This is a genomic window from Frankia alni ACN14a, from assembly GCF_000058485.1.
Lineage (GTDB): Bacteria > Actinomycetota > Actinomycetes > Frankiales > Frankiaceae > Frankia > Frankia alni.
The window spans coordinates 853,126-873,911 of sequence record NC_008278.1 but is presented as its reverse complement, the minus strand read 5'-3'; the positions used below and the strand labels follow the sequence as shown (position 1 = coordinate 873,911).

At 72.9% G+C, this 20,786-nt stretch carries 13 protein-coding genes; 4 read left to right on the top strand and 9 right to left on the bottom strand.

What is annotated here, in order from left to right; genetic code table 11:
- Window positions 1-135: 135 nt before the first annotated feature.
- The 5 genes from FRAAL_RS03445 to FRAAL_RS03425 all read right to left on the bottom strand — a co-directional run bounded on the left by FRAAL_RS03445 (window position 136) and on the right by FRAAL_RS03425 (window position 10,049).
- Window positions 136-1,719: a glycoside hydrolase family 30 beta sandwich domain-containing protein gene (locus FRAAL_RS03445; protein ID WP_085949655.1), complete on the bottom strand. Its 1,584-nt coding sequence runs from the start codon at window positions 1,717-1,719 to the stop codon at window positions 136-138.
- A gap of 139 nt (window positions 1,720-1,858) precedes the next feature.
- Entirely contained in the window at window positions 1,859-3,307 is a 1,449-nt protein-coding gene (locus FRAAL_RS03440; RefSeq protein ID WP_011602034.1) for an acyltransferase family protein, read from the bottom strand.
- 83 nt (window positions 3,308-3,390) lie between these two features.
- Complete coding sequence (locus FRAAL_RS35715) at window positions 3,391-5,397, bottom strand: glycosyltransferase family 2 protein (protein ID WP_011602033.1); 2,007 nt, start codon at window positions 5,395-5,397, stop codon at window positions 3,391-3,393.
- A gap of 828 nt (window positions 5,398-6,225) precedes the next feature.
- On the bottom strand, window positions 6,226-7,872 hold the full coding sequence (locus tag FRAAL_RS03430; RefSeq protein ID WP_011602030.1) for an ATP-binding cassette domain-containing protein: 1,647 nt from the start codon (window positions 7,870-7,872) through the stop codon (window positions 6,226-6,228).
- A gap of 20 nt (window positions 7,873-7,892) precedes the next feature.
- Window positions 7,893-10,049, bottom strand: coding sequence for a branched-chain amino acid ABC transporter permease (locus FRAAL_RS03425; RefSeq protein ID WP_041938773.1), 2,157 nt, complete (start codon window positions 10,047-10,049; stop codon window positions 7,893-7,895).
- A gap of 147 nt (window positions 10,050-10,196) precedes the next feature.
- On the opposite strand from FRAAL_RS03425, the gene FRAAL_RS03420 reads away from it, so the two are divergent.
- Window positions 10,197-11,432 carry an ABC transporter substrate-binding protein gene (locus tag FRAAL_RS03420; protein ID WP_041938772.1) on the top strand — a complete coding sequence of 412 codons (1,236 nt, stop codon included), beginning with the start codon at window positions 10,197-10,199 and terminating at the stop codon, window positions 11,430-11,432.
- A 203-nt stretch (window positions 11,433-11,635) separates the two neighbouring features.
- Here the strand turns inward: FRAAL_RS03420 and FRAAL_RS03415 are convergent, their stop codons facing one another.
- Window positions 11,636-13,237: a S53 family peptidase gene (locus tag FRAAL_RS03415; RefSeq protein ID WP_197537242.1), complete on the bottom strand. Its 1,602-nt coding sequence runs from the start codon at window positions 13,235-13,237 to the stop codon at window positions 11,636-11,638.
- A 258-nt stretch (window positions 13,238-13,495) separates the two neighbouring features.
- Between FRAAL_RS03415 and FRAAL_RS03410 the strand changes: the two genes are divergently transcribed.
- The gene (locus FRAAL_RS03410) at window positions 13,496-13,939 is read left to right on the top strand and encodes an SRPBCC domain-containing protein (RefSeq protein ID WP_050996998.1); all 444 of its coding nucleotides are present in this window, start codon (window positions 13,496-13,498) and stop codon (window positions 13,937-13,939) included.
- Here the strand turns inward: FRAAL_RS03410 and FRAAL_RS03405 are convergent.
- Both FRAAL_RS03405 and FRAAL_RS03400 read right to left on the bottom strand, forming a co-directional pair.
- Window positions 13,936-15,855, bottom strand: coding sequence for an ABC transporter ATP-binding protein (locus tag FRAAL_RS03405; RefSeq protein WP_011602025.1), 1,920 nt, complete (start codon window positions 15,853-15,855; stop codon window positions 13,936-13,938). The two genes, FRAAL_RS03410 and FRAAL_RS03405, sit on opposite strands and share 4 nt — an antisense overlap.
- Window positions 15,856-15,899: 44 nt before the next feature.
- On the bottom strand, window positions 15,900-17,633 hold the full coding sequence (locus FRAAL_RS03400; protein ID WP_011602024.1) for an ABC transporter ATP-binding protein: 1,734 nt from the start codon (window positions 17,631-17,633) through the stop codon (window positions 15,900-15,902).
- Window positions 17,634-18,673: 1,040 nt separating this feature from the next.
- On the opposite strand from FRAAL_RS03400, the gene FRAAL_RS03395 reads away from it, so the two are divergent.
- Window positions 18,674-19,498 (top strand): hypothetical protein, encoded by an 825-nt coding sequence (locus FRAAL_RS03395; protein ID WP_011602023.1) that lies wholly within the window; start codon window positions 18,674-18,676, stop codon window positions 19,496-19,498.
- A gap of 176 nt (window positions 19,499-19,674) precedes the next feature.
- Window positions 19,675-20,091, top strand: a complete 417-nt coding sequence (locus FRAAL_RS03390) for a ferritin-like domain-containing protein (RefSeq protein WP_011602022.1) — start codon at window positions 19,675-19,677, stop codon at window positions 20,089-20,091.
- 68 nt (window positions 20,092-20,159) lie between these two features.
- Here the strand turns inward: FRAAL_RS03390 and FRAAL_RS03385 are convergent, their stop codons facing one another.
- Entirely contained in the window at window positions 20,160-20,549 is a 390-nt protein-coding gene (locus tag FRAAL_RS03385) for a YccF domain-containing protein (RefSeq protein WP_011602021.1), read from the bottom strand.
- Window positions 20,550-20,786 lie beyond the last annotated feature (237 nt).

The following is a 20,786-nucleotide window of genomic DNA, read 5'->3' as shown; positions in this document are numbered from 1 at the left end:
TGGTCACCATAAACCACCCGACTATCGGCCGTCAGTCGATTGCGCCCATCGCGCCGCGGCCATGCGCCATGCGCCATGCGCCGAGGGCCGAGGGCCGGTGGGCGTGGCCCGTGCGCCCGTGCGCCGGTGCGCCGGTCAGCGCCGCCAGCGGAACGCGGCAAGCGCGTGCGGGGCCAGCCGCACCGTGAACGCGCCGCCGCCGTCGTCCACCGTCAGCACGGCCTCGTCGTCGGTCCGGTTGTGCGCCAGCACCGACCGGTGGCCGTCGGGCAGGCTGAAGGCGACCGCACCGACCGCCCCGGAGGATGCCCGCGCGCCGATCCGCACCGCCCCGCGCGGCGCCGCCCGGGCCGCGAGACCGAGCAGGTCGAACTCCGGCGACCGATCGACCTCGCGCAGGTCCGTCCCCGCCCGGGGCGCGATCGTGACCACCCCGCGGCAGCCGCCGCAGCCCCCCAGGTGCGGGCCGCCCGCGGGATCCAGCGCGAGATTCCACAGCAGGGCCGTCGACGCCCAGTTGCGCAGCGCGTCCACCACGACGTCCGCCAACCAGCCGAACCCGTCCGCCGGGCGGCCGTGCCAGTCCCCCGCGGAACACTCCGTCAGCCAGGTCGCCTTCCCGGGAAAATCCGCGTGCACCTGGGACTGCGCGGACGGGTCACCCCGATAGCAGTGCCAGCCGATGCCGCTGAGGTAACGCCCGGCCGCGGCGTCGCCGAGCACCTGCGTCGGGACGGCCGGGGTGTCCCAGTTGTGGTCGTAGCCGACGATGTCGGTGGTCAGCCCGGCGGCGGCGAACGCCGGCCCGAGCGCGGTGGCCACGAACCGCGCCTGCTCGGCCGCGGACATGGTCATCGTCGGGTAGGACGGGTCGCCGTGGCCGGGCTCGTTCTGGACCGTCACCGCGGACACCGTGATCCCGCGGGCGGCGTAGGCCCGGACGAACCGCACGAAGTACTCGGCCCAGGCTCTGTACCAGCGCGGCCGCAGCGAACCGCCGCCGAGCCGACTAGAGGACTTCATCCAGGCGGGTGCGCTCCAGGGGCTCGCCACGATGCGGACCCGGCTGTCGACCGCGAGAATCTCCCGCAGCACGGGCACCACGACCCGGTCGTCGCGGGCGACCGAGAACCGGGCCAGGCGCGGGTCGGCGGTGCCGGCGGCCACGTCGTCGTAGGTGTACTGGCCGGTGGCGAAGTCGCTGGCGCCCATCGGCACCCGCACCACACTCAGGCCGGCACCCGCGACCGGGTCGAACAGGCTGCGCAGCACCGCGGCCCGCTGGTCGGGGGGTAGCCCCCACAGCAGCCGCGCCGAGGACTCGGTCAGTGCGGCACCGAAGCCGTCGATGCGCTGCCCCCGGGCGGCGGGATCGACGGCCAGCCGCACCCCCGACCCGCCGCCCGCCCCGCCGGCGCCGACACTGGTGCCCGTTCCTGCAGCACCCGGGCCGGCAGTGCCCGGGCCGGCAGTGCCCGGGCCGGCGGCAACCCCGTCGGCGGTGACCTGGGCAGCGTCCAGGATGGCCAGCCGCCTGCCGTCCGGCGCTGTCGACCAGCCGGCCAGGCCGCGTACCGCCGCGATCGGCCGGGCCGCGGGAAACGCCGGTCCGCCGGCATCGGCGGCGCCGAGTGGCCGCGGCGGGGGCGTCGGGCCGACCGAGCTTCCCCCACGGCGGACGACCACGGTGACCGTCAGCGCGACCGCGAACAGCACCATCGGCACGACGGCGAGGACGAGGCGACGACGCGCACCACCACGACGTCCACCACTACGACGTCCACCGGCACGACGCCCACCGGCACGAAGCCCATCGGCACGAGGCCCACCGGCACGAGGCCCACCAGGACGGCGCACGTCAGGAGACGGGCTGGACGGGTCTCGCGCCGCCTGCCCCACCGACCGCCGCGCCGGACCTGCCGCTCGGCGGGCCGGACCTGCCGCTCGGCGGGCCCCAGCGCAGCCTGCTCACCAGGATGGCCAGTCGCCGTCCCGGCTGTTCGAGGACGATGTAGCTCAGCCAGCCGCCGAGGACGCCCGCCGCCACCAGGACCGCCGCCACCCAGGGAAACGCGGACGGCGCGTGGCTGACCAGGCCGTACCGGTCGAGCACGAGCAACAGGATCGGCTCGTGCCACAGGTACACGCTGTAACTGATCATGCCCAGCCAGACGAAGACCGGGGTGGCGAAGAACCGGCGCCACCGCGACTCGCGCGGCGCCAGCACCGACGCGGCGAACAGGAGGGCGAAGCCGACCGAGTTCAGCGTCGAGAACGCCGCCGACGACGCCGCGTCGTTCCCCCGCACCAACGCCGCCACGATGATGATCCCGCCGGCGGCGAACCGCAGGGCGCACGCCAGGTCCGCCGGCAGCGGCCGCTCCCGGCCCCACCGGACGTAGGCGATCGCCGTGAGCATCCCGAACCCGAAGTTGTCGGCATAGTTCTGCGGGCAGAACCAGTACGCCCACTGATCGTGCTGCGCGTGCACGATCCAGGCCGCGTAGCCGAGCCAGACCGCGGACACCGCGATCAGCACGTACGCCGGCCGGCGGAGCAGGCGCCAGCGGTGTTCGAGCGGCACCCGGTGGGTCCGCCGGCGGCGCAGCCAGGCGGCGACCAGGGCCAGGTAGAGGTAGAAGAAGACCTCCACGGCGAGCGACCAGGCCGGGCCGATCGTGTAGAACACCCGCCTGCTGTCGAACACCTGGGTGAAGGTGAGATGTTCGAGCAGGTCGAGCCAGTCGCCCGGCAGACCCGGGTTCCGCGCGGCCCACACGACGATCAGCGCCGTGTAGTAGAGGGGCAGGATCCGCAGGCCCCGGCGCAGCAGCGTCTGCCGGGCGGAGCGCTGGGTGCGCCCGTCCCGGACGCGGGTGGCCATCGGCAGGAACAGCAGGAAGCCGGAGACCAGGAAGAACCAGCTGATCATCCCGTCGAAGGCGCCCAGGACGTGGCCGAAGAACGTGCCCTGGTACGGGGTCCGGCCGCCTCCCCGGCAGAACTGGTACGCGTGAAAGACGATCACGGACACGGCGGCGACTCCACGGAAGCCGCCCAGGTCCGCCAGCTCCGCCGCGGCGTTGCCCGGCTGCGCGCCGTCTCCGGCGGCGACCCGCGTGCTCGGCGCCGCGCCGTCCCCGCCGGTGACCTCCGCGTCCGGCGTGGACGGGCGTTCCGAGGGAGGCGGCGTGCGCGGTCGCGGCGGGATCCGATCGCCGTGCGCCGCGTCCGGCGTGGACGGGCGTTCCGAGGGAGGCGGCGTGCGCGGTCGCGGCGGGATCCGATCGCCGTGCGCCGTCGCCACCGTGGCCCGCTCCGTCTCGCCGCGGGCAGCCGGCCCCGGCCCCGGCGGTGGCGGCGGTGGGGGTGGCGGCGGCCACGAGGCGGTCACGACGGGGCCTGCGCGTACCGCTCGGCCTCGTCGGCGTACGGGAACCCGGCGCCCTCGCCGGCCCCGTGCGGCGCCGCTTCGGTACGGGGTGTGACATGCCATTCCCGATCTCGCAGCAACTCCTTGATCGGGGCGAGCCGGGCGATCACGTTCTTGAACTCGCTGTACACGATGTTCGCCATGGCGAACCTGACGAACCAGCCCGGATGGCGCCGGATCGACGGATCGGCGAGGGCGAACGCGAACACCGCCTGGATCGGGCCTACCAGGGTGGAGAAGAAGGCGGCCACGACATACAGGGAAATATTCAGCCGGAAGCCCTGCCCGGCCTTCGGGTGCAGGAGGCTGAAGACGATGAGCGGATAGATCTGCAGCGACAGCCAGGGGTAGATCTCCCGCCAGCCGAGCAGCCAGAACAGGCCGACTTTCTGGCGGGCGTTGAGGTCGCCCGAACCGAGTGCCCGGTGCAGATGCCGCCGCGACGCCTGATACCAGCCCTGCGCCCAGCGCATTCGCTGGCGCCACAGCGCCGGTACCGTCGTCGGGGCAAGCTCGTAGGAGACCAGCTCCGGGTCCGAGACGATTCGCCCACCGCGCAGGACCGTGCGCAGACTGGCGTCGATGTCCTCGGTGAGCATCGAGCCACGCATGCGGATCTGGTGCAGCAGGTCGGTACGCCAGTATCCGTTGGAACCGCCGAAGATGCCGAAGCCGTGCATGCGCGCCCGGCCGGGATGGCTGACCGCGTAGATCGACTCGAATTCGACGGCGACGGTGCGGCTGACCCGGGAGTCCGAGCCGTTGCGGATGACGCAGTGGCCCTGGACGACGGCGGCGCCGTTCGACAGCCAGCGCCAGGCCCGCTCGAACGAGTCCGGCGCGGGATGGTGGTCGGCGTCGAAGATCCCGACAAACTCGCCGGTGACCAGGGGAACGGCCGCGTTGACGTTCTGCGCCTTGGATGTGCTGTCGGCGACGTGCACGAGCAGGAGGCGGGGATCGGCGGCGGCGATGCGGTGCAGGACGTCCTCGACCGGCAGCCGCCGAGGGGTGTTGTAGGCGAGGATCACCCGCAGGGGCCCCGGGTAGTCGAGCCGGAGGAACGCTCGGACGGTGTCGACGATCGTGGCCGACTCGTTGGGCAGGTAGGCGGCGATGACGGCGCTGGCCGGCGGGAAGGGCGCAGCCGGCGCGGCCGGGCACCGCTCGGCCTCGAGCGCGGCCAACTGCTCCAGGTAGATCGTCAGGGCGGTGCCGACCAGGGCGACGACGAGAAAGCCGAAGACCACCGCGGTGGGGTCGATGCCGTGGGCGAACAGCGCACTGTAGACGAGGAACGGCACGCCGACGCACAGCGCGGTCGACAGGAGGATCTGCAGGCCCTCGCCGGGCCGAAGCCGATCCCGCAGCGGGCGTCGCAACCGCCCTGCCCGTGCCTCCATCGCCGGGTGGTAGCCGACGGGGACCAGGTCGAGCTGCCGGGCGGCGTGCTGGGCCGCCAGCCGGGCCCGGCGGATCACCATCACGTCGTCCGCGGCCTCGTCGACCTGGACGTAGCCCGGGGCCGGGGTGACGCGCAGCCGCCGGCCTTCGACGGCGAACTCGTGGCCGGCGATCGTCCGCACGATCTGGTCCAGCGCCCCCTCGGCCGACCGGCCCGCCCGGGCGGGCCGGACCACGATCACCTCGCCGGGGCCGCCTCGGCCGACCGTCGCGCCGCGCCGCCGGTGGCGGGCGCCCACCAGGGCGATGACCTGGTCGAGCAGCGCCCGCTGCCCGGCCGAGGTCGGCGCCGCCCGCGGGACGTCACTGCGCGCCCGGTCGCCGCTCGTCCTGTCGCTGTCCGGCAGCTCGCCGTCGGGCGGGTCGCCGTCGGGCGGGTCGCCGTCGGGCGGGTCGAGTTCGGGCAGGTAGAACAGACCCACGATGCAGTCGCCACCGAGCGGCCGCAGCCGGCGGCGGCCCTCCCGCAGCGTCTCGACCGCCGCGTCATCGGGGTCCACGCGATCCCGGCGGAAGCCGGGCGGGCGGACCGCCTGATCTGGTCCGTACGCGCCGTCCCGGCTTTCTTCGGCGGCGCCCGACGTTCGCCTCCGGGTTTGCTCCGCGAACGGCGGGTGACGCGCCTCCGAGGATCTGTCGTCAGCCGGGGTGGACTTTCTTGTGAACAGGTTGGCAAAATTGACAGCCATCGATCTGACCTTCGCTAGGGACGCCGGTGTCGAACCCTTGTCGACCAGTTGGCGAGGTCGACATGGACGATGTGGCTCGACGCAGGTGATGTGGCTCGACGCAGGTGATGTGGCTCGACGCAGGTGATGAGGTCGACGACAGCGCACCCCGGCGGGAGTCCGCGCACGTTTCCGGCGGCCCCGGATGATCTCGGCGATCGCTGCCATGCAGAAAGAAGGGAGGAACCAGCCGGGCACCCCGGCGAGAATCCTTTGCTTTTCGTCAGATATTCGTTCCGAGCACCTTCCTCGTGCCGACCGGGACGGACGCGTCTACTGCCCGCGGTTCCCATGTCGTTACGAGGCCGCCGAGGCCGGCACCCAGATATTTCATATGGCCGTCGTCACTCTGGATGAACGTTAGGCCGTCCACGAACTGGGCAGGTATGACGGATTGATCAGGGTACTGATTCTGATACGGTTGTCGCTGACGGCCGCGGCCCAGGCATGGTAGGACGACTGCGGCCGACCGGTCATGGCCGGCGGCAGGCGCAGGCCGTCAGGGGGCAGCCGTCCTGCACGTGCCGACGCAACCACGACAGAAACCGGCCACCACGCGGCGCCCACACACCAGCCCCTGAGCACCGGTAAGGACACGTCCTACGAGGGCGACTCGCAGGGCGCGGCCGGTGCCTCGCCGAGATAGCTCGCCTCGATGAGGTCGGGGCGGGCGGCGAGCTGCGCGGCGGGCGCGGCAAGCGCGACCCGACCGCGGTCGAGCACGTAGCCGCGGTCGGCCACCCGCAGCGCGAGAGCGGCGAACTGCTCGACGAGCAGCACACCGGTCGACGTCTCGGCCGCGATCTCGCGCAGCAGCTCGAGCAGCCGCGGCGCGACGCCGGGCGCCAGGCCGAACGACAGCTCGTCCACCAGCAGCAACCGCGGCCGGCGCACGAGGGCGACGGCCAGTGCGAGCCGCTGGCGCTCGCCGCCGGAAAGCTCCCCGGCCGGCCGGTCGAGCAGGCCGCCGAGCGCCGGGAACCAGCCCAGGACCCGCTCGATCTCGCCGCGGTGGCTGCGGCCGGCCGCCAGGCGCAGGTTCTCCCGGACGGTCAGCCGGCCCAGCGCCCCCCGCCCCTGCGGAACGACGGCCAGCCCCCGCCGGGCCAGCGTGCTCGGCGCGGGACGCCGGAACCACTCGCCGAACATCCCGACCCGGCCCGCACTCGCCGGCACCAGGCCGGCGGCCGTGCGGATCAGGGTCGTCTTGCCGGCGCCGTTCGCCCCCAGCAGCGCCACGATCTCGCCAGCCCGGACGACCAGCGACACCTCCCGCAGCACCGGTCCCTCGTTGTAGCCGCTGCTCACCCGCTCGAACACGAGCAGTTCGGGGCCTGCCGCCGGCGCCGTGGCCGCCCCCGGCGGCCCTGCGGGCATCCAGGAGGTGGCCGGGGAGGTCACCGCGCCCGGCGCGGCCAAGGCGGTCGGCTCGGGCGGCGCGGCAGGCTCGATCGGCGCGGCAGGCTCGGACGACGCGGCAGGCTCGGACGACGCGGCAGGCTCGGACGACGCGGCAGGCTCGGACGACGCGGCAGGCTCGGACGACGCGGCAGGCTCGACCGGCGCGGCAGGCTCGGGGCCGTCGGAGCCGCCCAGGTAGGCCGCGCGAACGGCCGGATCCGCCCGGACCTGTGCGGGGAGCCCGCGGGCGACGATCCGACCGCCGTCCAGGACGAGAACCTGGTCGCAGACGTCGAAGACGAGCTGGACATCGTGATCGACGAGCAGGACGGCCACGCCGTGGCCGGCGATGCGCCGGATGCGCGCGGCGAGCTCGCGCCGGTCCCCGGGATCGAGCCCCGCGGCCGGCTCGTCGAGCAGCAGGACCTTCGGCGTGGCCGCCATTGCGCGGCCGAGGGCCACCGCGGCTCGCTCGTCATGGCTGAGCGTCGCGGGCAGACGGTCGGCGATCGCCGCGAGTCCCAGCCGATCGGCATCCATCGACCCGGACGTCGGACGCGCCACCACGGCGATGTTCTCCGCCACCGCCAGGCTGTCGAACAGCTCCAGGGCCTGGAAGGTACGGGCGAGCCCGAGCCGCTGCCGCTCGTGCGCCGGCAGGCCGGTCAGCGCGGTGCCGTCCAGGTTCACGCTGCCGGCGAAGATCGTCGCGAAGCCGGTGAGCGCGTCGATCAGCGTCGTCTTGCCGGCCCCGTTCGGCCCGATGAGGCCGGTGACGCTGCCCGCCGCAAGGCCGAAGGAGACGTCCTCGACGATCCGGGTGCCGCCCTGCCCGGCGGCGAGCATGTCGACGGACAGCCTTGCGGTCACGGCACACCGCCGGGGTTGACCGGGAACGCGGTCAGGCCCGGCCGGTTCCCCTCCGCGGGACGCGGCGGCCTGCCGTCGACGCCCTCGGCCTCGTCCCCACCAGGCCCCCCGTCCCCACCAGGCCCCCCGTCCCCGCCGGGCCGCCGACCCCCGCCGGGCGCCAGCCTGCGCGGTCTCCGAAGGCTCCCGCCGGTCCGGCCGGTGCTGCGTCGGGGCTGGCCCGGCCGCGCCGGGCGGCCGGCGCGGCCGGGCCGGTAGACGAGCCCGGCCGGCCGCAGGACGGCCAGCACCACCACCGCCAGACCGCACAGCAACTGCTGGTACTCGCCGAGGCCGGCGACGCGGTCCAGCGCCGTGAAGGCCAGCCCGCCCGGGGCGAGCAGGCCGCCGACCAGGGCCCCGCCGACGCTGGTCACCCCTCCGACGGCCGCGATGGCGAGGAAGAACAGCGAGGCGGTGACCCCGAACGAGTCGAAGGACAACCGGCCCTGGCCGTACCCGATGAGGCAGCCACCGAGACCGGCGAGCGCCGCGGACAACGTGAACGCCAGCACCTTCGTCCGGCGCACGTCGATCCCGGCCGCGGCCGCCGAGCGCTCGTTGGCCCGCACCGCGAGCATCCGCCGCCCGAGATCGGCGGTGCGCAGGCGGGCGACGCCGTAGCCGCCGGCGGCGAGCACGGACAGCGCCAGCAGGCCGAACTGGACCCGGGGGAAGCCGGCCCCGGACAGCCCGAGGTCAAGACCGAAGATCTTCGGATTGGGCACGGACGAGCCGGCGAGCCCGCCCGTGACCAGCGGGTTGCCGAATACCGCCTCCTGGATCGCGACCCCGGCGACGAGCGTGATCAGGGCCAGGTCCACGCCGCGCAGCCGGCGCGACACCACCCCGAGGAACAGTCCGGCGACCGCGGCCGCGAACGTGGCGATCAGGGGAGCGATCGGGAAGGGCACGCCGAGCTCACCCTCCAGCCGGGCCAGCAGGAAGCCGGCGACGCCGGCCAGCGACATCTGCGCCAGCGAGAGCTGGCCGACGTAGCCGGTCAGCACCACGAAGGACAGGCACACCACGGCGCCGGCGAGGCTGCGCTCGAGCCCGAGCCGCCACGAGCCGGTGAGCAGAAGCAGCGCGACGACCCCGACGGGCACGCCGAGCAGCAGCCCGCCCAGCGGACGCCGCGCGGGCTCGACCACGGGCAGCGGCACCGACACGACCGCCGCGGCCGCGCGGCCGGGGATCAGCGTCCCGCGCCGACCCGCCACGGCGAGCACGAGGATCATCGGCAGCAGCGCCCGCAGCCCCGGCTGGTTGAGCCAGCCCACGTCCTGCTGCAACGGAAGCAGGAACCCCTGCGCGACGCCGAGGCCGAGCGCACCGGCGACGGTCAGGCCGAACGAGGACAGCCCGCCGAGCAGGGCCGCGGCGATCGCGGGCACGACGAACAGCGAGTAGCTCGTCGGGTTCAACGCGCTGATCGGGGCGACCAGGATGCCCGCCAGGGCGGCGAGCACCGCCGCCAGCATCCAGTTCGTTGCGGCGATCCAGCCCGGCCGGCGGCCGAGCAGCGCGGTGGTCTCCGCATCGTCCGCCACGGCCCGGGTCGCGAGGCCGAACATGGTCCAGCGCGACATCGCCCACAGGCCGGCCGCGGCCACGACGACGAGGCCCGCCAGCAGCAGCCGGTCACTCGGCACGGTGACGCCCAGCAGGTGCAGCGGCGACTGGGCCAGTACGGGGGCGAGGAAGCGGTTGTCCGAACCGAACTGGACGACGGCGACGGCCTGCAACGCGATGGTGAGGCCGACGGCCGCGACGACGGTCATCATCGGCTGGGCGCGCCGCAACGGCCGGAAGACCAGCAGATAGGACGCCAATGCCAGCAGGGCGGCCATCGCGAGGGATACCGACAATGCCAACCCGAACGTGGGGGTGTCGGTAAGGTGAATTCGCGGTGGCAGGCCGACGACGGGCAGGACGAGATCACCGACCTCGCGCAGCTCGGCATACTGATAGGTGGCGTACATGGCGAAGGCACCGTGCGCGATGTTGACGACACCGGACGCTCGGTAGGTGAGCACCAGGCCGAGTCCGAGCGCCGCGTACACCGCGCCCGGGCCAAGGCCCAGCAGCATTGCGGCTACATAGGTGGTCACGGGGCTCCCGAGCACATGTCCAGCATCGAAGCCGACGGCCGGGCGGTGGCTCGGAAGTGTGGGCGCGCGGTCACCGAATCACTCCCGTCCCGCCGGCCGGCGGTCTCACCCAGGAACCGGGTGAGATGGAGTGTAGCTTGAGCGCCCGTGAGACAAGCTTCCCGCGTCCTGTTCGCGTTCTCCGTCGCCCTGACCGTCGCCGTCGCCGGCGCCGGATGCACGAGCCAACGCGGTGGCTCGTCGGGTGGCGCAGCAGCCGGCGCCTCGTCGACCCCCCTGAGCGGGCCACCGGTGACCCTGGGCTTCGTCACCGTCGAGAACAGCACTCTCGGGTCATACCCGGAGACCCGGCGCGCGGCGCAGGCTGCCGTGGACCATGCGAATGCCGCGCTCGGCGGCGTCGGCGGGCGACCCCTGCGGCTGGCGACCTGTGTGACCGACGGTTCCCCAGAATCCTCCCAGAACTGCGCCAACCGACTGGTCGCCGAAAAGCCGATCGCGGTGGTCGGCGGCATCGATTTCGGTACGCAGGCCGCCATGCCGATATACGAGGCGGCCCGCATCCCCTATGTCACCGGCTCTCCGCAGCTCAGCGGGGAACTCGACTCCAAGAACGCGTTCGCGCTTTCCGGTGGCAGCGTGGCCGAGCTGCTCGGCATCACCGACTACCTCACCGCGACCCGACACATCCGCAGCGCACACGCGTTGTATGTCGATCTCCCCGGGCTGCTCACCGCCGCCATCAAGGGATCCCAGAACATCCTGCGCAAGAAAGGTGTCACCGACGTCCGGCTGATCGCTGAGAAATCGGACGCGGCGGACTTCGCGCCGGCACTCACCCAGGCCGCCGCCGGCAACCCGGACGCCATCATCGTCGTGTTCCAGGCGGCTGCGTGCGCGCGGATCGTACAGGCCGCGGCCGCACTGAACATCCACAGCGACATCTACTTCGTCGGCGCCTGCGCCACGCCCGCGGTGCCACGGGCCGCCGGGGGCCGCACCGACAACCTCTACTTCGCCTCCAGCTACGTTCCCGTCGGATCCAGCGGCGGGGACGCCGACGCGGTGGCCTACCGCAAGGCCGTGCCGGAGGCGGATCGCACCTCGGCGTCGCAGGGTGCCTTCTCCACCGTGCTCGACCTGCGGGCCCTGCTGGTGAAGACCCCGCAGCCGAGCGCGGAAGGCCTGCTCACCGCGCTGCGCGCCACGCACGACCAGCCCAGCGTCATGGCCCATCCCTACACCTGCGACAACAAGCAGATCGACATTTTCCCGGCCATCTGCAACACGGCCGTGCGGCTGCTGCACTGGAAGAACAACGCGTTCTCCGACGTGACCGGCACCTGGCAGGACGGCCGCCAGCTCATCACTCTGATCAACTGACCGCCCGCCGCCCGGAGTCGGAGGTCGCCGAAGTACAGAAGACCGAGATGGAGGTGACCGAGGGGGAGGTGACCGAGAGGGAGGAGGTTGTGGGCGGATTCCGGCGGCCGGACGGCTGACAGTCTCCTGCCCTTACGCGCCAGGTCCGACATCTCGGGACAGTTCCCTGATGCCGGACCTGGCGCCTCGTGGAACGGGTGCGGTCAGGCGAGGCTCTTGGCCTGGGCCCAGGCACGGACCGCCTTTGCGGCCCTGGCGTTTGCCCCCGTGTGGGTGCCGCCCGCCCAGGTCGCGACGGCGGACCACAGCGCCCTGTCCGCGGCGTCCACCGTCTGCGTCGGCGGGGTGGTCGGCGGCGGGATGGTCGGCGGCGGAGTCGTGGGGGGCGGAGTCGTGGGGGGCGGAGTGGTCGGCGGCGGGGTCGGGCCGCCGACCGCGGTGAGGAGCTTCGTGCCGACGGGGCTGCCGAGGCCCGACGCCGGGTCCCACCCGGAGCGGGCCGGGTAGCCCTGGTTGTCGCCGGCGGTGATGTCGGTGAAGGCTGCGGGATTGGCGTAGGCGACGGCGGCGAGATCCGCGACGGGGGCGCCGGTGAGCTGCGCGAGGCGGGCGACGAGTCCGGCCAGCAGCGGCGCGACGGCGGAGGTACCGCCGACGACCGTCGGCTGGCCGTCCACGACGACGCGGTAGCCCGTCTGCGGATCGGCGTTGCCGCTGATGTCGGGCAGGCCGCGGTAGCGGCCGACGGCGGCCGGCTGCCAGGCCGGCCGGGTGAACGTCGCCGAGTAGCCGCCGCCGGTCGCCGAGTCGGCGGCCTCGTTCCACACCACCTCGCTGGCGCGGGCGCCGGCGGCGTCGAGGGTCAGCTTCGTTCCGCCGCAGGCGATCACGTTCGGCGAGCCGGCCGGGAAGTCTGCGACGAGCCGGTCGGTGGCGTCGTCGGCGCCGGCGTCCCCGGCGGCCGCGAGGACGGTGATGCCGGCGGCGCGGGCGGCGGCGAATGCCTGGTCGTAGGCGCGCATCGCCTGCGCGGTCCAGGACGACTCGGGGCCGCCCCAGCTGATACTGATCGCCGCCGGGCGAGGGGTGGCGGCGGCGGCCGCGTTGATCGCCGCGAGGAAGCCGGCGTCGGTGTTCGGCGCGAAGTAGACCACCTGGGCGGCGCCGGGGGCGACCGCCCCGGCGACCTCGATGTCGAGCAGCACCTCGCCGTCGGCGCCGTCCGGATCACCGCCGGGGACGTTGGCGGCGCCCTGCACGCCGACGGCGGACACCGCCGGGGTCGGCAGGTCCAGGCCGCCGAAGTAGGTGTCGAGGTCGGCCTGGCCGAACCCGCCGCCGAGCTCAATGATCGCGATGGTCTGGCCCTCGCCGGTCGCGGCGGGGAAGTCGTAGGCCCGCGCGACCTGCAGGGCGGTCAGGCCCTGCCGCGCGGAGGCGGCGGGCTGGAAGCGTGGCCGGGCGGCGGGACGCTCGTCGAGGCCGAGCACGGCCACGACGCGGTCGTCGAGCTCGTCGGGCAGGCCGAGGTCGCCCTCGCGGCCACGGATGGCCCGACCGCCGGAGTCGTAGAGGGCCAGCGGGGTGTCGAAGGCGGTGCGCGCGGCGGCGGCCGGGCCCCGCAGGCGGACGGTGCGGGCGGGCTCGTCGACCTCGGCGACGTCCAGTCCGGCCCGCCCGGCGAACGCGCGCACCGCGGCGACGTCGTCCGGGTCGGCGCGGAAGTCATCCGCGGCGGTGGGGCGCAGCACGACCGTGACGTCGATCGGCTGATCGTCGGGAACCGGCCCGACGGGCGTCCCCAACGATGGTCGGTACGAACCCTGAAGGCGGCCCATGAATCCTCCTGACCTGCGGTAATCGACCGGAGACCGACATTCGGCGCGCAGGCGTCATTCCCCCACTCCGGCTCGTACACCGTCGTGCCGGCGATCGGGGCCCGAATGGCCCGAAGGTGCCCCCCGCCGGTCCCTTGCCGCCGCCCGGCCATCTCCGGAGGATGGGAGCGGACGCCGCTCCGATTCGTCACGCACAGCGAGCGCGCACGCAGTCGGGAGAGACCGATGGAGAAGGTGTTCGAGATCTACATCCGCACCACGCCGTGCCGCCTCTGGGCCGCGATCACGACGCCCGACACGAGCGTCACCCGTGATCTGGGCGCGCGGATGACCTCGGACTGGACCCCCGGTTCCGGCTTCGAGCTGCGCCACCCGGGAACCGGGGCGCGGCTCGGTTCCGGTGTCAACCTGGAGGTCGTGCCGCCGCGGCGGCTGGTCCAGCGCACGGTCGCGCTGTGGAGCGACGACGTGCGCGATGCGGGCATCACCCGCGTGACCTGGGTGATCGAGACCGTGGGCGACGCCTGCCGCCTCACCGTCGTGCACGACCAGATCCGCGACGGCGCCGACCACGACCTCTACGGCGGGTGGCCCTCGACGCTGTCCAGCCTGAAGGAGCACCTGGAGACCGGCCGGTCGTGGGCCAGCCTGCCGGCGTCCGCGCGCTAGATCTCCACGGCGGCCTCGGCGAACTGAGACCGGTAGAGCCGGGCGTACGGGCCGTCCGCGGCGAGCAGGCCGGCGTGATCGCCCTGTTCGACGATCGCCCCGTGCTCCATCACGAGGATGGTGTCGGCGTCGCGGATCGTCGACAGCCGGTGGGCGATGACGAAGGCGGTCCGGCCCGCGCGCAGCGTCGACATCGCCTGCTGGATGAGGACCTCCGTGCGGGTGTCCACCGAGCTCGTGGCCTCGTCGAGGACCAGGATCAGCGGTTCGACGAGGAACGCGCGGGCGATGGTGATGAGCTGCTTCTCGCCGCCGCTGACGCCGGTCCCCTCGTCGTCGAGCACCGTGTCGTAACCGGCCGGCAGGGTGCGGACGAACCGGTCGACGTGGGCGGCCCGGGCCGCGGCCACGACCTGCTCCCGGGTGGCGCCCTCGGCGCCGTAGGCGATGTTCTCGGCGATGGTGCCGCCGAACAGCCAGGTGTCCTGCAGCACCATGCCGATCTGGGCGCGCAGCCCGTCGCGGGTCATGGCCGCGATGTCCACGCCGTCGAGGGTGATCCGCCCCGAGGTCACGTCGTAGAAGCGCAGCAGCAGGTTGATCAGGGTCGTCTTGCCGGCCCCCGTGGGGCCCACGATCGCGATCGTGTGGCCCGGCTCGGCGACCAGGGAGAGGTCCTCGATCAGCGGCTTGTCCGGCTTGTAGCGGAACGCGACGTGCTCGAACGCGACCCGGCCGCGCAGCCGCTCGGGCCGCGCCGGCGCAGGCGGGTCGGGCTCCTGCTCGGCGGTGTCCAGCAGGTCGAACACCCGCTCCGCGGAGGCCACCCCGGACTGGAGGAGGTTCGCCATGCTGGCCGCCTGCGACAGCGGCTGGCTGAACTGGCGCGAGTACTGGATGAACGCCTGGACGTCGCCGATCGTCAGCGCCCCCGAGGCCACCCGAAGCCCGCCGATCACGGCCACCAGGACGTAGTTGAGGTTGCCGATGAACATCATCGCCGGCTGCATGAACCCGGAGATGGACTGCGCCCGCCAGCTCGCCGCGTACAGCTGCTCGTTGTACTCCCGGAACGCCTGCGCCGACTCCTCCTGACGGCCGAACGCGCGGACGAGGGTGTGCCCGGTGTACATCTCCTCGACGTGGGCGTTGAGCCGTCCGGTGACCTTCCACTGGGCGACGAACTGGGGCTGGGCGAGCCTGCCGACCCGCGTCGCCACCACGACCGACAGCGGCACCGTCACCAGCGCGATCAGGGCGAGCAGCCAGGAGATCCAGAACATCATCGCCAGCACGCCGAGGATGGTCAGCCCCGAGGCGACGATCTGCGACGCGCTCTGCTGGAGGCTCTGGCCGAGGTTGTCGATGTCGTTGGTGACCCGGCTGAGCACCTCCCCGCGTGGCTGGCCGTCGAAGTAGCGGGTGGGCAGCCGCGAGATCTTGCGCTGCACGTCCCCGCGCAGCTCGCCGATCACCCGCTGGATCGCCAGGTTGGTCAGGCGGGCCTGCAGCACCCCGCAGATCCCGGCGAGGGCGTAGATCACGGCGACCCACAGCAGCACCGTGCCGATCGCGCCGAAGTCCATCCCGCGGCCGGGGGTGAGGTGCAGCGAGGCGAGCAGGTCGGCCTGGGTGCCGTGCCCCGCGGCCCGCAGCGCGGCGACGTCCTGTTCCTTCGTCGTCCCGGCGGGCAGCCGCCGGCTGAAGATTCCCGCGAACACCAGGTCGGTGGCGTGGCCGAGCAGCCGCGGCCCGGTCACGGTGAGCCCGACGCTTACCGCCCCCAACCCGACGGCGGCTGTCAGCAGCAGCCGCTGCGGCCGCAGCAGGCGCAGCAGCCGCCGGCTCGAACCGGCGAAGTCCGCGGACTTCTCGGCGGCACCCTGACCGCCGAGGAATCGCGCCGGCCCGGCCATCGGGGCCGGCCCGCGCCGCGGTGCCGGGGTGGGAGCGGTCCCGCTCACGCCGCCTCCTGCTCGGTGAGCTGCGAGAGCACGATCTCGCGGTAGGTCGGGTTGTCGGCCATGAGCTCGTGATGGGTGCCCACCCCGACCACCTCTCCACCCTCCAGCACGATGATCTGGTCGGCGTCGCGGATGGTGGCCACCCGCTGGGCGACGATCACGACGGTGGCGTCGGCGGTCTCCCGGGCGAGCGCCGCGCGCAGGCGGGCGTCGGTGGCGTAGTCGAGGGCCGAGAACGAGTCGTCGAACAGGTAGATCTCGGGGCGGTGGACCAGCAGCCGGGCGATGCAGAGCCGCTGGCGCTGCCCGCCGGAGACGTTCGTGCCGCCCTGCGCGATCGGCGCGTCGAGCCCGTCCGGCATCGCCTCGACGAACTCCTTCGCCTGCGCCGTCTCCAGGGCCTGCCAGAGTTCGTCGTCGGTGGCGTCGGGCTTGCCGTAGCGCAGGTTCGACGCGATGGTCCCGGAGAACAGGTAGGGCCGCTGCGGCACGACGCCGACGGTGCGGGCCAGCAGGGCCTGATCGATGTCGCGCACGTCGACGCCGTCGACCAGCACCGCGCCCTCGGTCGCCTCCGCGAGCCGCGGGACGAGGCCGAGCAGGGTCGTCTTCCCGCTGCCCGTGCTGCCGATGACGGCGGTGGTCTGGCCGGGGCGGGCGGTGAGGCTGACGCCGCGCAGGACCGGGTCCTCCGCCCCCGGGTAGTGGAAGCCCACCCCCCGCAGCTCCAGCAGGCCGTGGGCGCGCAGCTCGCGCACCGGGTTGTCCGGCGGCCGCAGCGAGGAGTCCGTCGCCAGCACCTCCTGGATGCGTTCGGCGCAGACCTCGGCGCGCGGAATCATCATGAACATGAACGTCGCCATCATGACCGACATGAGGATCTGCATGAGGTAGCTGAGAAACGCGGTCAGCGCGCCGATCTGCATGTGGCCCGCGTCGATGCGGTGCGCCCCGAACCAGAGCACGGCGACGCTGGAGAAGTTCACGATCGTGAGCACGAGCGGGAACATCAGTGCCATCAGGCGGCCGAACCGCAGCGAGACGTCGGTCAGCTCGGTGTTGGCCACCCCGAACCGCTGCCGTTCGTGGTCGTCGCGGACGAAGGCCCGGATGACCCGCAGCCCCGTGATCTGCTCGCGCAGGATCCGGTTGACCGTGTCCAGCCGTTCCTGCATGGCCCGCCCGAGCGGGCGCATCCGGCGCACGATCAGCGTGATGATGACCGCGAGGACCGGGACGATCACGACCAGGAGCAGGGACAGCCCGGCGTCCTGGTTCACCGCGAGGATGATCCCGCCGATGCACATGATCGGCGCGGAGACCATCAGCGTGAAGCTGAGCAGCACCAGCATCTGCACCTGCTGGACGTCGTTGGTCGCCCGGGTGATGAGCGAGGGAGCTCCGAAGCGACCGACCTCGCGGGCCGAGAACGCCTGCACCCGGTCGAACACCGCCCCCCGCAGGTCACGGCCGATGGCCATCGCCGTGCGCGCGCCGAAGAACACCGCCGCGGCTGCGCACACGAGCTGCACGATGCTGACGCCGAGCATGAGCCCGCCGATACGCAGGATGTAACCCGTGTCGCCGACCACGACCCCGTGGTCGATGATGTCGGCGTTCAGGGTCGGCAGATACAGCATGCCGATCGTCGAGACCAGTTGCAGGGTCACCAGGATCGCGATGGGCCGCCGGTAGCGGGCCAGATGCGCCCGCAGAAGTCGGATGAGCATGCGGTCCCTCTCTGCAGCGGCGATACCCGGTCGACCAGGGCGTCCCGCTGCCGTCGCGGGGACACCGAGCAGGTCCCCCCACCGTCATGACGGCCACGACGGGCGGCGACCCCCGTGATCCACAACCGGGTGGCGGAGGACGGGACGGCGGTCGCACAGCCCGCCTGACGACGGGTGACGCGCCATGGACGCGTGGCGACCTTACGGCCTCAACCCAACGTCAGGTCAAGGCGTTTCCGATCGAGCGTGACCGCCTCGCGAGCCGCGGCCGCCGTCGATCGACCGACCGAACACTGACCCCGCGCGCCACGCCCCGCCGCGACGCCGCCGCGACCCCGCCGCGACCCGCCGCGACCGGCGACGACCTGCCGCGACCAACGCACACCGAATTGCCGCCGGCCGGCGGCGGATGTCATTCCGGACCCGCATTCCTGCGCGGGCGGTGATTCCCGGGTCGATGGTGGCGGCCGACGATAGCCTGGGTCCGTCCGACCACTCCGGAAGAGCGAAGGCGATCGACGCCGGGGCCGGATGCTCCGCAGGCCCACGGCGGCCGGCCCGACGCCGGCGTACCGGGTCCGGCGCGGGCCGCCGATACGCGACTTCGCCCCGTGCCCCTCGACCCGCCAGCAGAGTTGTCGATGCAACAGATTTCGGTGAAGTGGCACAACGAGCCATGTTATTCCGGCCCGGGAGCACCGGGCCAGGACAGTTGACACCGGAGCATGGGCGAGCGTAGTCGTAGGTGCGCAACCACCGGTCCATGGCGGAAAGGAACCGATAGTGTCAGGGCGAGCTGCGCGTCGACCGATGCCCGGGGCGCCGCCCCCCGGGGGGACCGGACGCCGGTGACCCGTAGTGACGTCGCAGGGGTAATGGAGGCCGACGCCAGTTCGCTCGCAGGCGCACCGTCACTACAATCGGATGGACCGTCGATGACTCTTTCCGGTGCTCGCCCTCGAGGACCAAGACCCGAACTCGAGAACAGCAGCCAGCTCACGCTGCTGCACCATCTTCATGAACTCAACCGCCCTTATCGGGTGAGTTACGAGATGGTGGTACGGAAAGTCTGGTCCGACAGCGAGGACATCAAGATCCGGCGCGCGCGGGCACGCGATCTCAGCCGTCAGTTCCGGGGCGAGAAACAGATCGACTGGAACGTCATCGAGAACTACGTGGAGCTGCTCTATCCGGAGGATCAGTCGCAGCGGGCGGCGCAGCTCGAACGGTGCCGGCCGCTGCATCTGGAGGCGTTCGGCCCGCCGGGCGACCCGGAGACCGACCGGGGGTCGGACGGGACCATCGATCCGACCTATGTCGCCGATCTCGAACGGCAGCTCGTCGAGGCCCGTATGCGCGCCGCCTTCGCCACCGCGCTGCTGGTGATCGTCCGCTCCGAGAACGCGGTGCTCCGCGGGAAGAACGCGCACTTCGGCTGGTTCCAGACCCGCGGACCGGCCGAGGAGTCCGAGCCGACGCCGGGCCCGCCGACCGAGTCCGGGGATCCGGTCACGGCGCCCATCCAGCGGCGGCAGGGCCACCGCGGGGGCCATCACCACCGCCGGGACCGGCCGATCGTCGCGTTCAGCGACCTCGTCGCCGAGCAGCCGAGTCCCGCCGGCTGGAACGTGCGGGGCCCGCTGCCCTACCCAGCGGAAAACGCCCTGCACTCGGCGCCGACCGGCCCCACCCCCGTGATCGAGGCGCTCCAGCGACGGGCCCAGGAGGCCACGCGCGCGGCCGCGGCCACCCGCGCCGCCGCGCCCGCCGACAACGCCCGCGGGCGCCGGGCCGCCACGGCGTCCGGCGCCGAGCCCGACATCCTCGCCGGGCCGGAACGCAAGCGGCGCGGCCGCGGACGATGACGGTGCTCCGGCTCCCGCTCCGCCGCCAGAGCCGGAGCCGGCGGCCCGGCCGTCCGGGTCCCTGGCCGGCCACCGAGGTGCCGTGCAGGCATGACTGGCCCGAGAACGGGCATCCCGCTCAGACCGCCCGGACGCACCGTCCGGGCGGAGTACTGCAGACAGGGAGGCCACAGGGCATGGATCGGGAGACCTTCGTCAAGCTGCTCAACGACGACCTCAGCTCCGAGTACCAGTCGATCGTCCAGTACATCCAGCACGGCGCGGTCATCACGGGCGCCGAGTACCTCAACGTCGCCGACGAGATCAAGCGGCACCTGCCGCAGGAGCTCAGCCACGCCCAGATCCTCGCCGAGCAGATCTCCTTCCTCGGCGGGACACCGACCGTCGACGTGTCCCAGGTCCACCCGTCGAGCGGGGCCCAGGAGGCGCTGCGGGACGATCTGCGGCTGGAGTCCGAGCAGCTCGACCGCTACCGCGAGCGGTTCGGCCAGGCCAACGAGCTGGGCCTGGCCGACGTCGCCGAGGCGCTGCGTCCGCTGCTCGAACAGACCCAGGAGCACGTGCGCGACCTACAGGCGGCGCTGGGCCGCTGAGCCGCTGGGCCGGGCCGCCTGAGCGGGGGCGGTCCCGGCCGGCCGGGAGCCGGCCGCACCGGGCCCCCTCAGACGGGGACGGGGCTGTCCACGTCCACGATCTCCTTGCCCAGCGGCATCAGCGACACCGGGATCAGCTTGAAGTTCGCCAGGCCGAGCGGAATACCGATGACGGTCAGGCACAGCGCGATCCCGGTGGTGAGATGCCCGAGGGCCAGCCACCAGCCGGCGAAAACGATCCACACAATGTTGCCCACCAGGGACGCCCCGCCGGCATCCGGACGATCGACCACCCGCCGGCCGAACGGCCACAACGCGTAGTTGGCCATCCGCAGCGACGCGATGCCGAACGGAATGGTGATGATGAGGATGAAACAGATCAGCGCCGCCAGGGCATAACCGATGGCCAGCCAGATGCCGCAGAGCACCAGCCAGATGACGTTGAGCAGGACGCGCATTGACCCACCCGCACTCTCTCCCGGAATCGGGGACCGGTCGTCGCCGAGGCCCGCGGCGTCGGGTGCAACGCGGGCGGATAGCGCCTGCGGAACTTTACCCACGGGGCGGCGACCTTTACCCCACTTGGGGCGAGTTCACCGTCAGCACCCGGCGGATCCGGCGGGTGGCGGGCGGCGGCGGCCCCGACTCGCTACCGTCGACGGTGGTGGCCCGGGCACGGCAGGGTCCGGGTTTCG

Excerpts from the sequence above, each read along its gene's own strand:
- FRAAL_RS03400 (WP_011602024.1), bottom strand. The coding sequence starts at position 17,633 with ATGCTCATCCGACTTCTGCGGGCGCATCTGGCCCGCTACCGGCGGCCC.
- FRAAL_RS03385 (WP_011602021.1), bottom strand. The coding sequence starts at position 20,549 with ATGCGCGTCCTGCTCAACGTCATCTGGCTGGTGCTCTGCGGCATCTGG.
- FRAAL_RS03410 (WP_050996998.1), top strand. The coding sequence starts at position 13,496 with ATGGAGAAGGTGTTCGAGATCTACATCCGCACCACGCCGTGCCGCCTC.
- FRAAL_RS03390 (WP_011602022.1), top strand. The coding sequence starts at position 19,675 with ATGGATCGGGAGACCTTCGTCAAGCTGCTCAACGACGACCTCAGCTCC.
- FRAAL_RS03445 (WP_085949655.1), bottom strand. The coding sequence starts at position 1,719 with ATGGTGCTGTTCGCGGTCGCGCTGACGGTCACCGTGGTCGTCCGCCGT.
- FRAAL_RS03405 (WP_011602025.1), bottom strand. The coding sequence starts at position 15,855 with ATGGCCGGGCCGGCGCGATTCCTCGGCGGTCAGGGTGCCGCCGAGAAG.
- FRAAL_RS03430 (WP_011602030.1), bottom strand. The coding sequence starts at position 7,872 with ATGCTCGCCGCCGGGCAGGGCGGCACCCGGATCGTCGAGGACGTCTCC.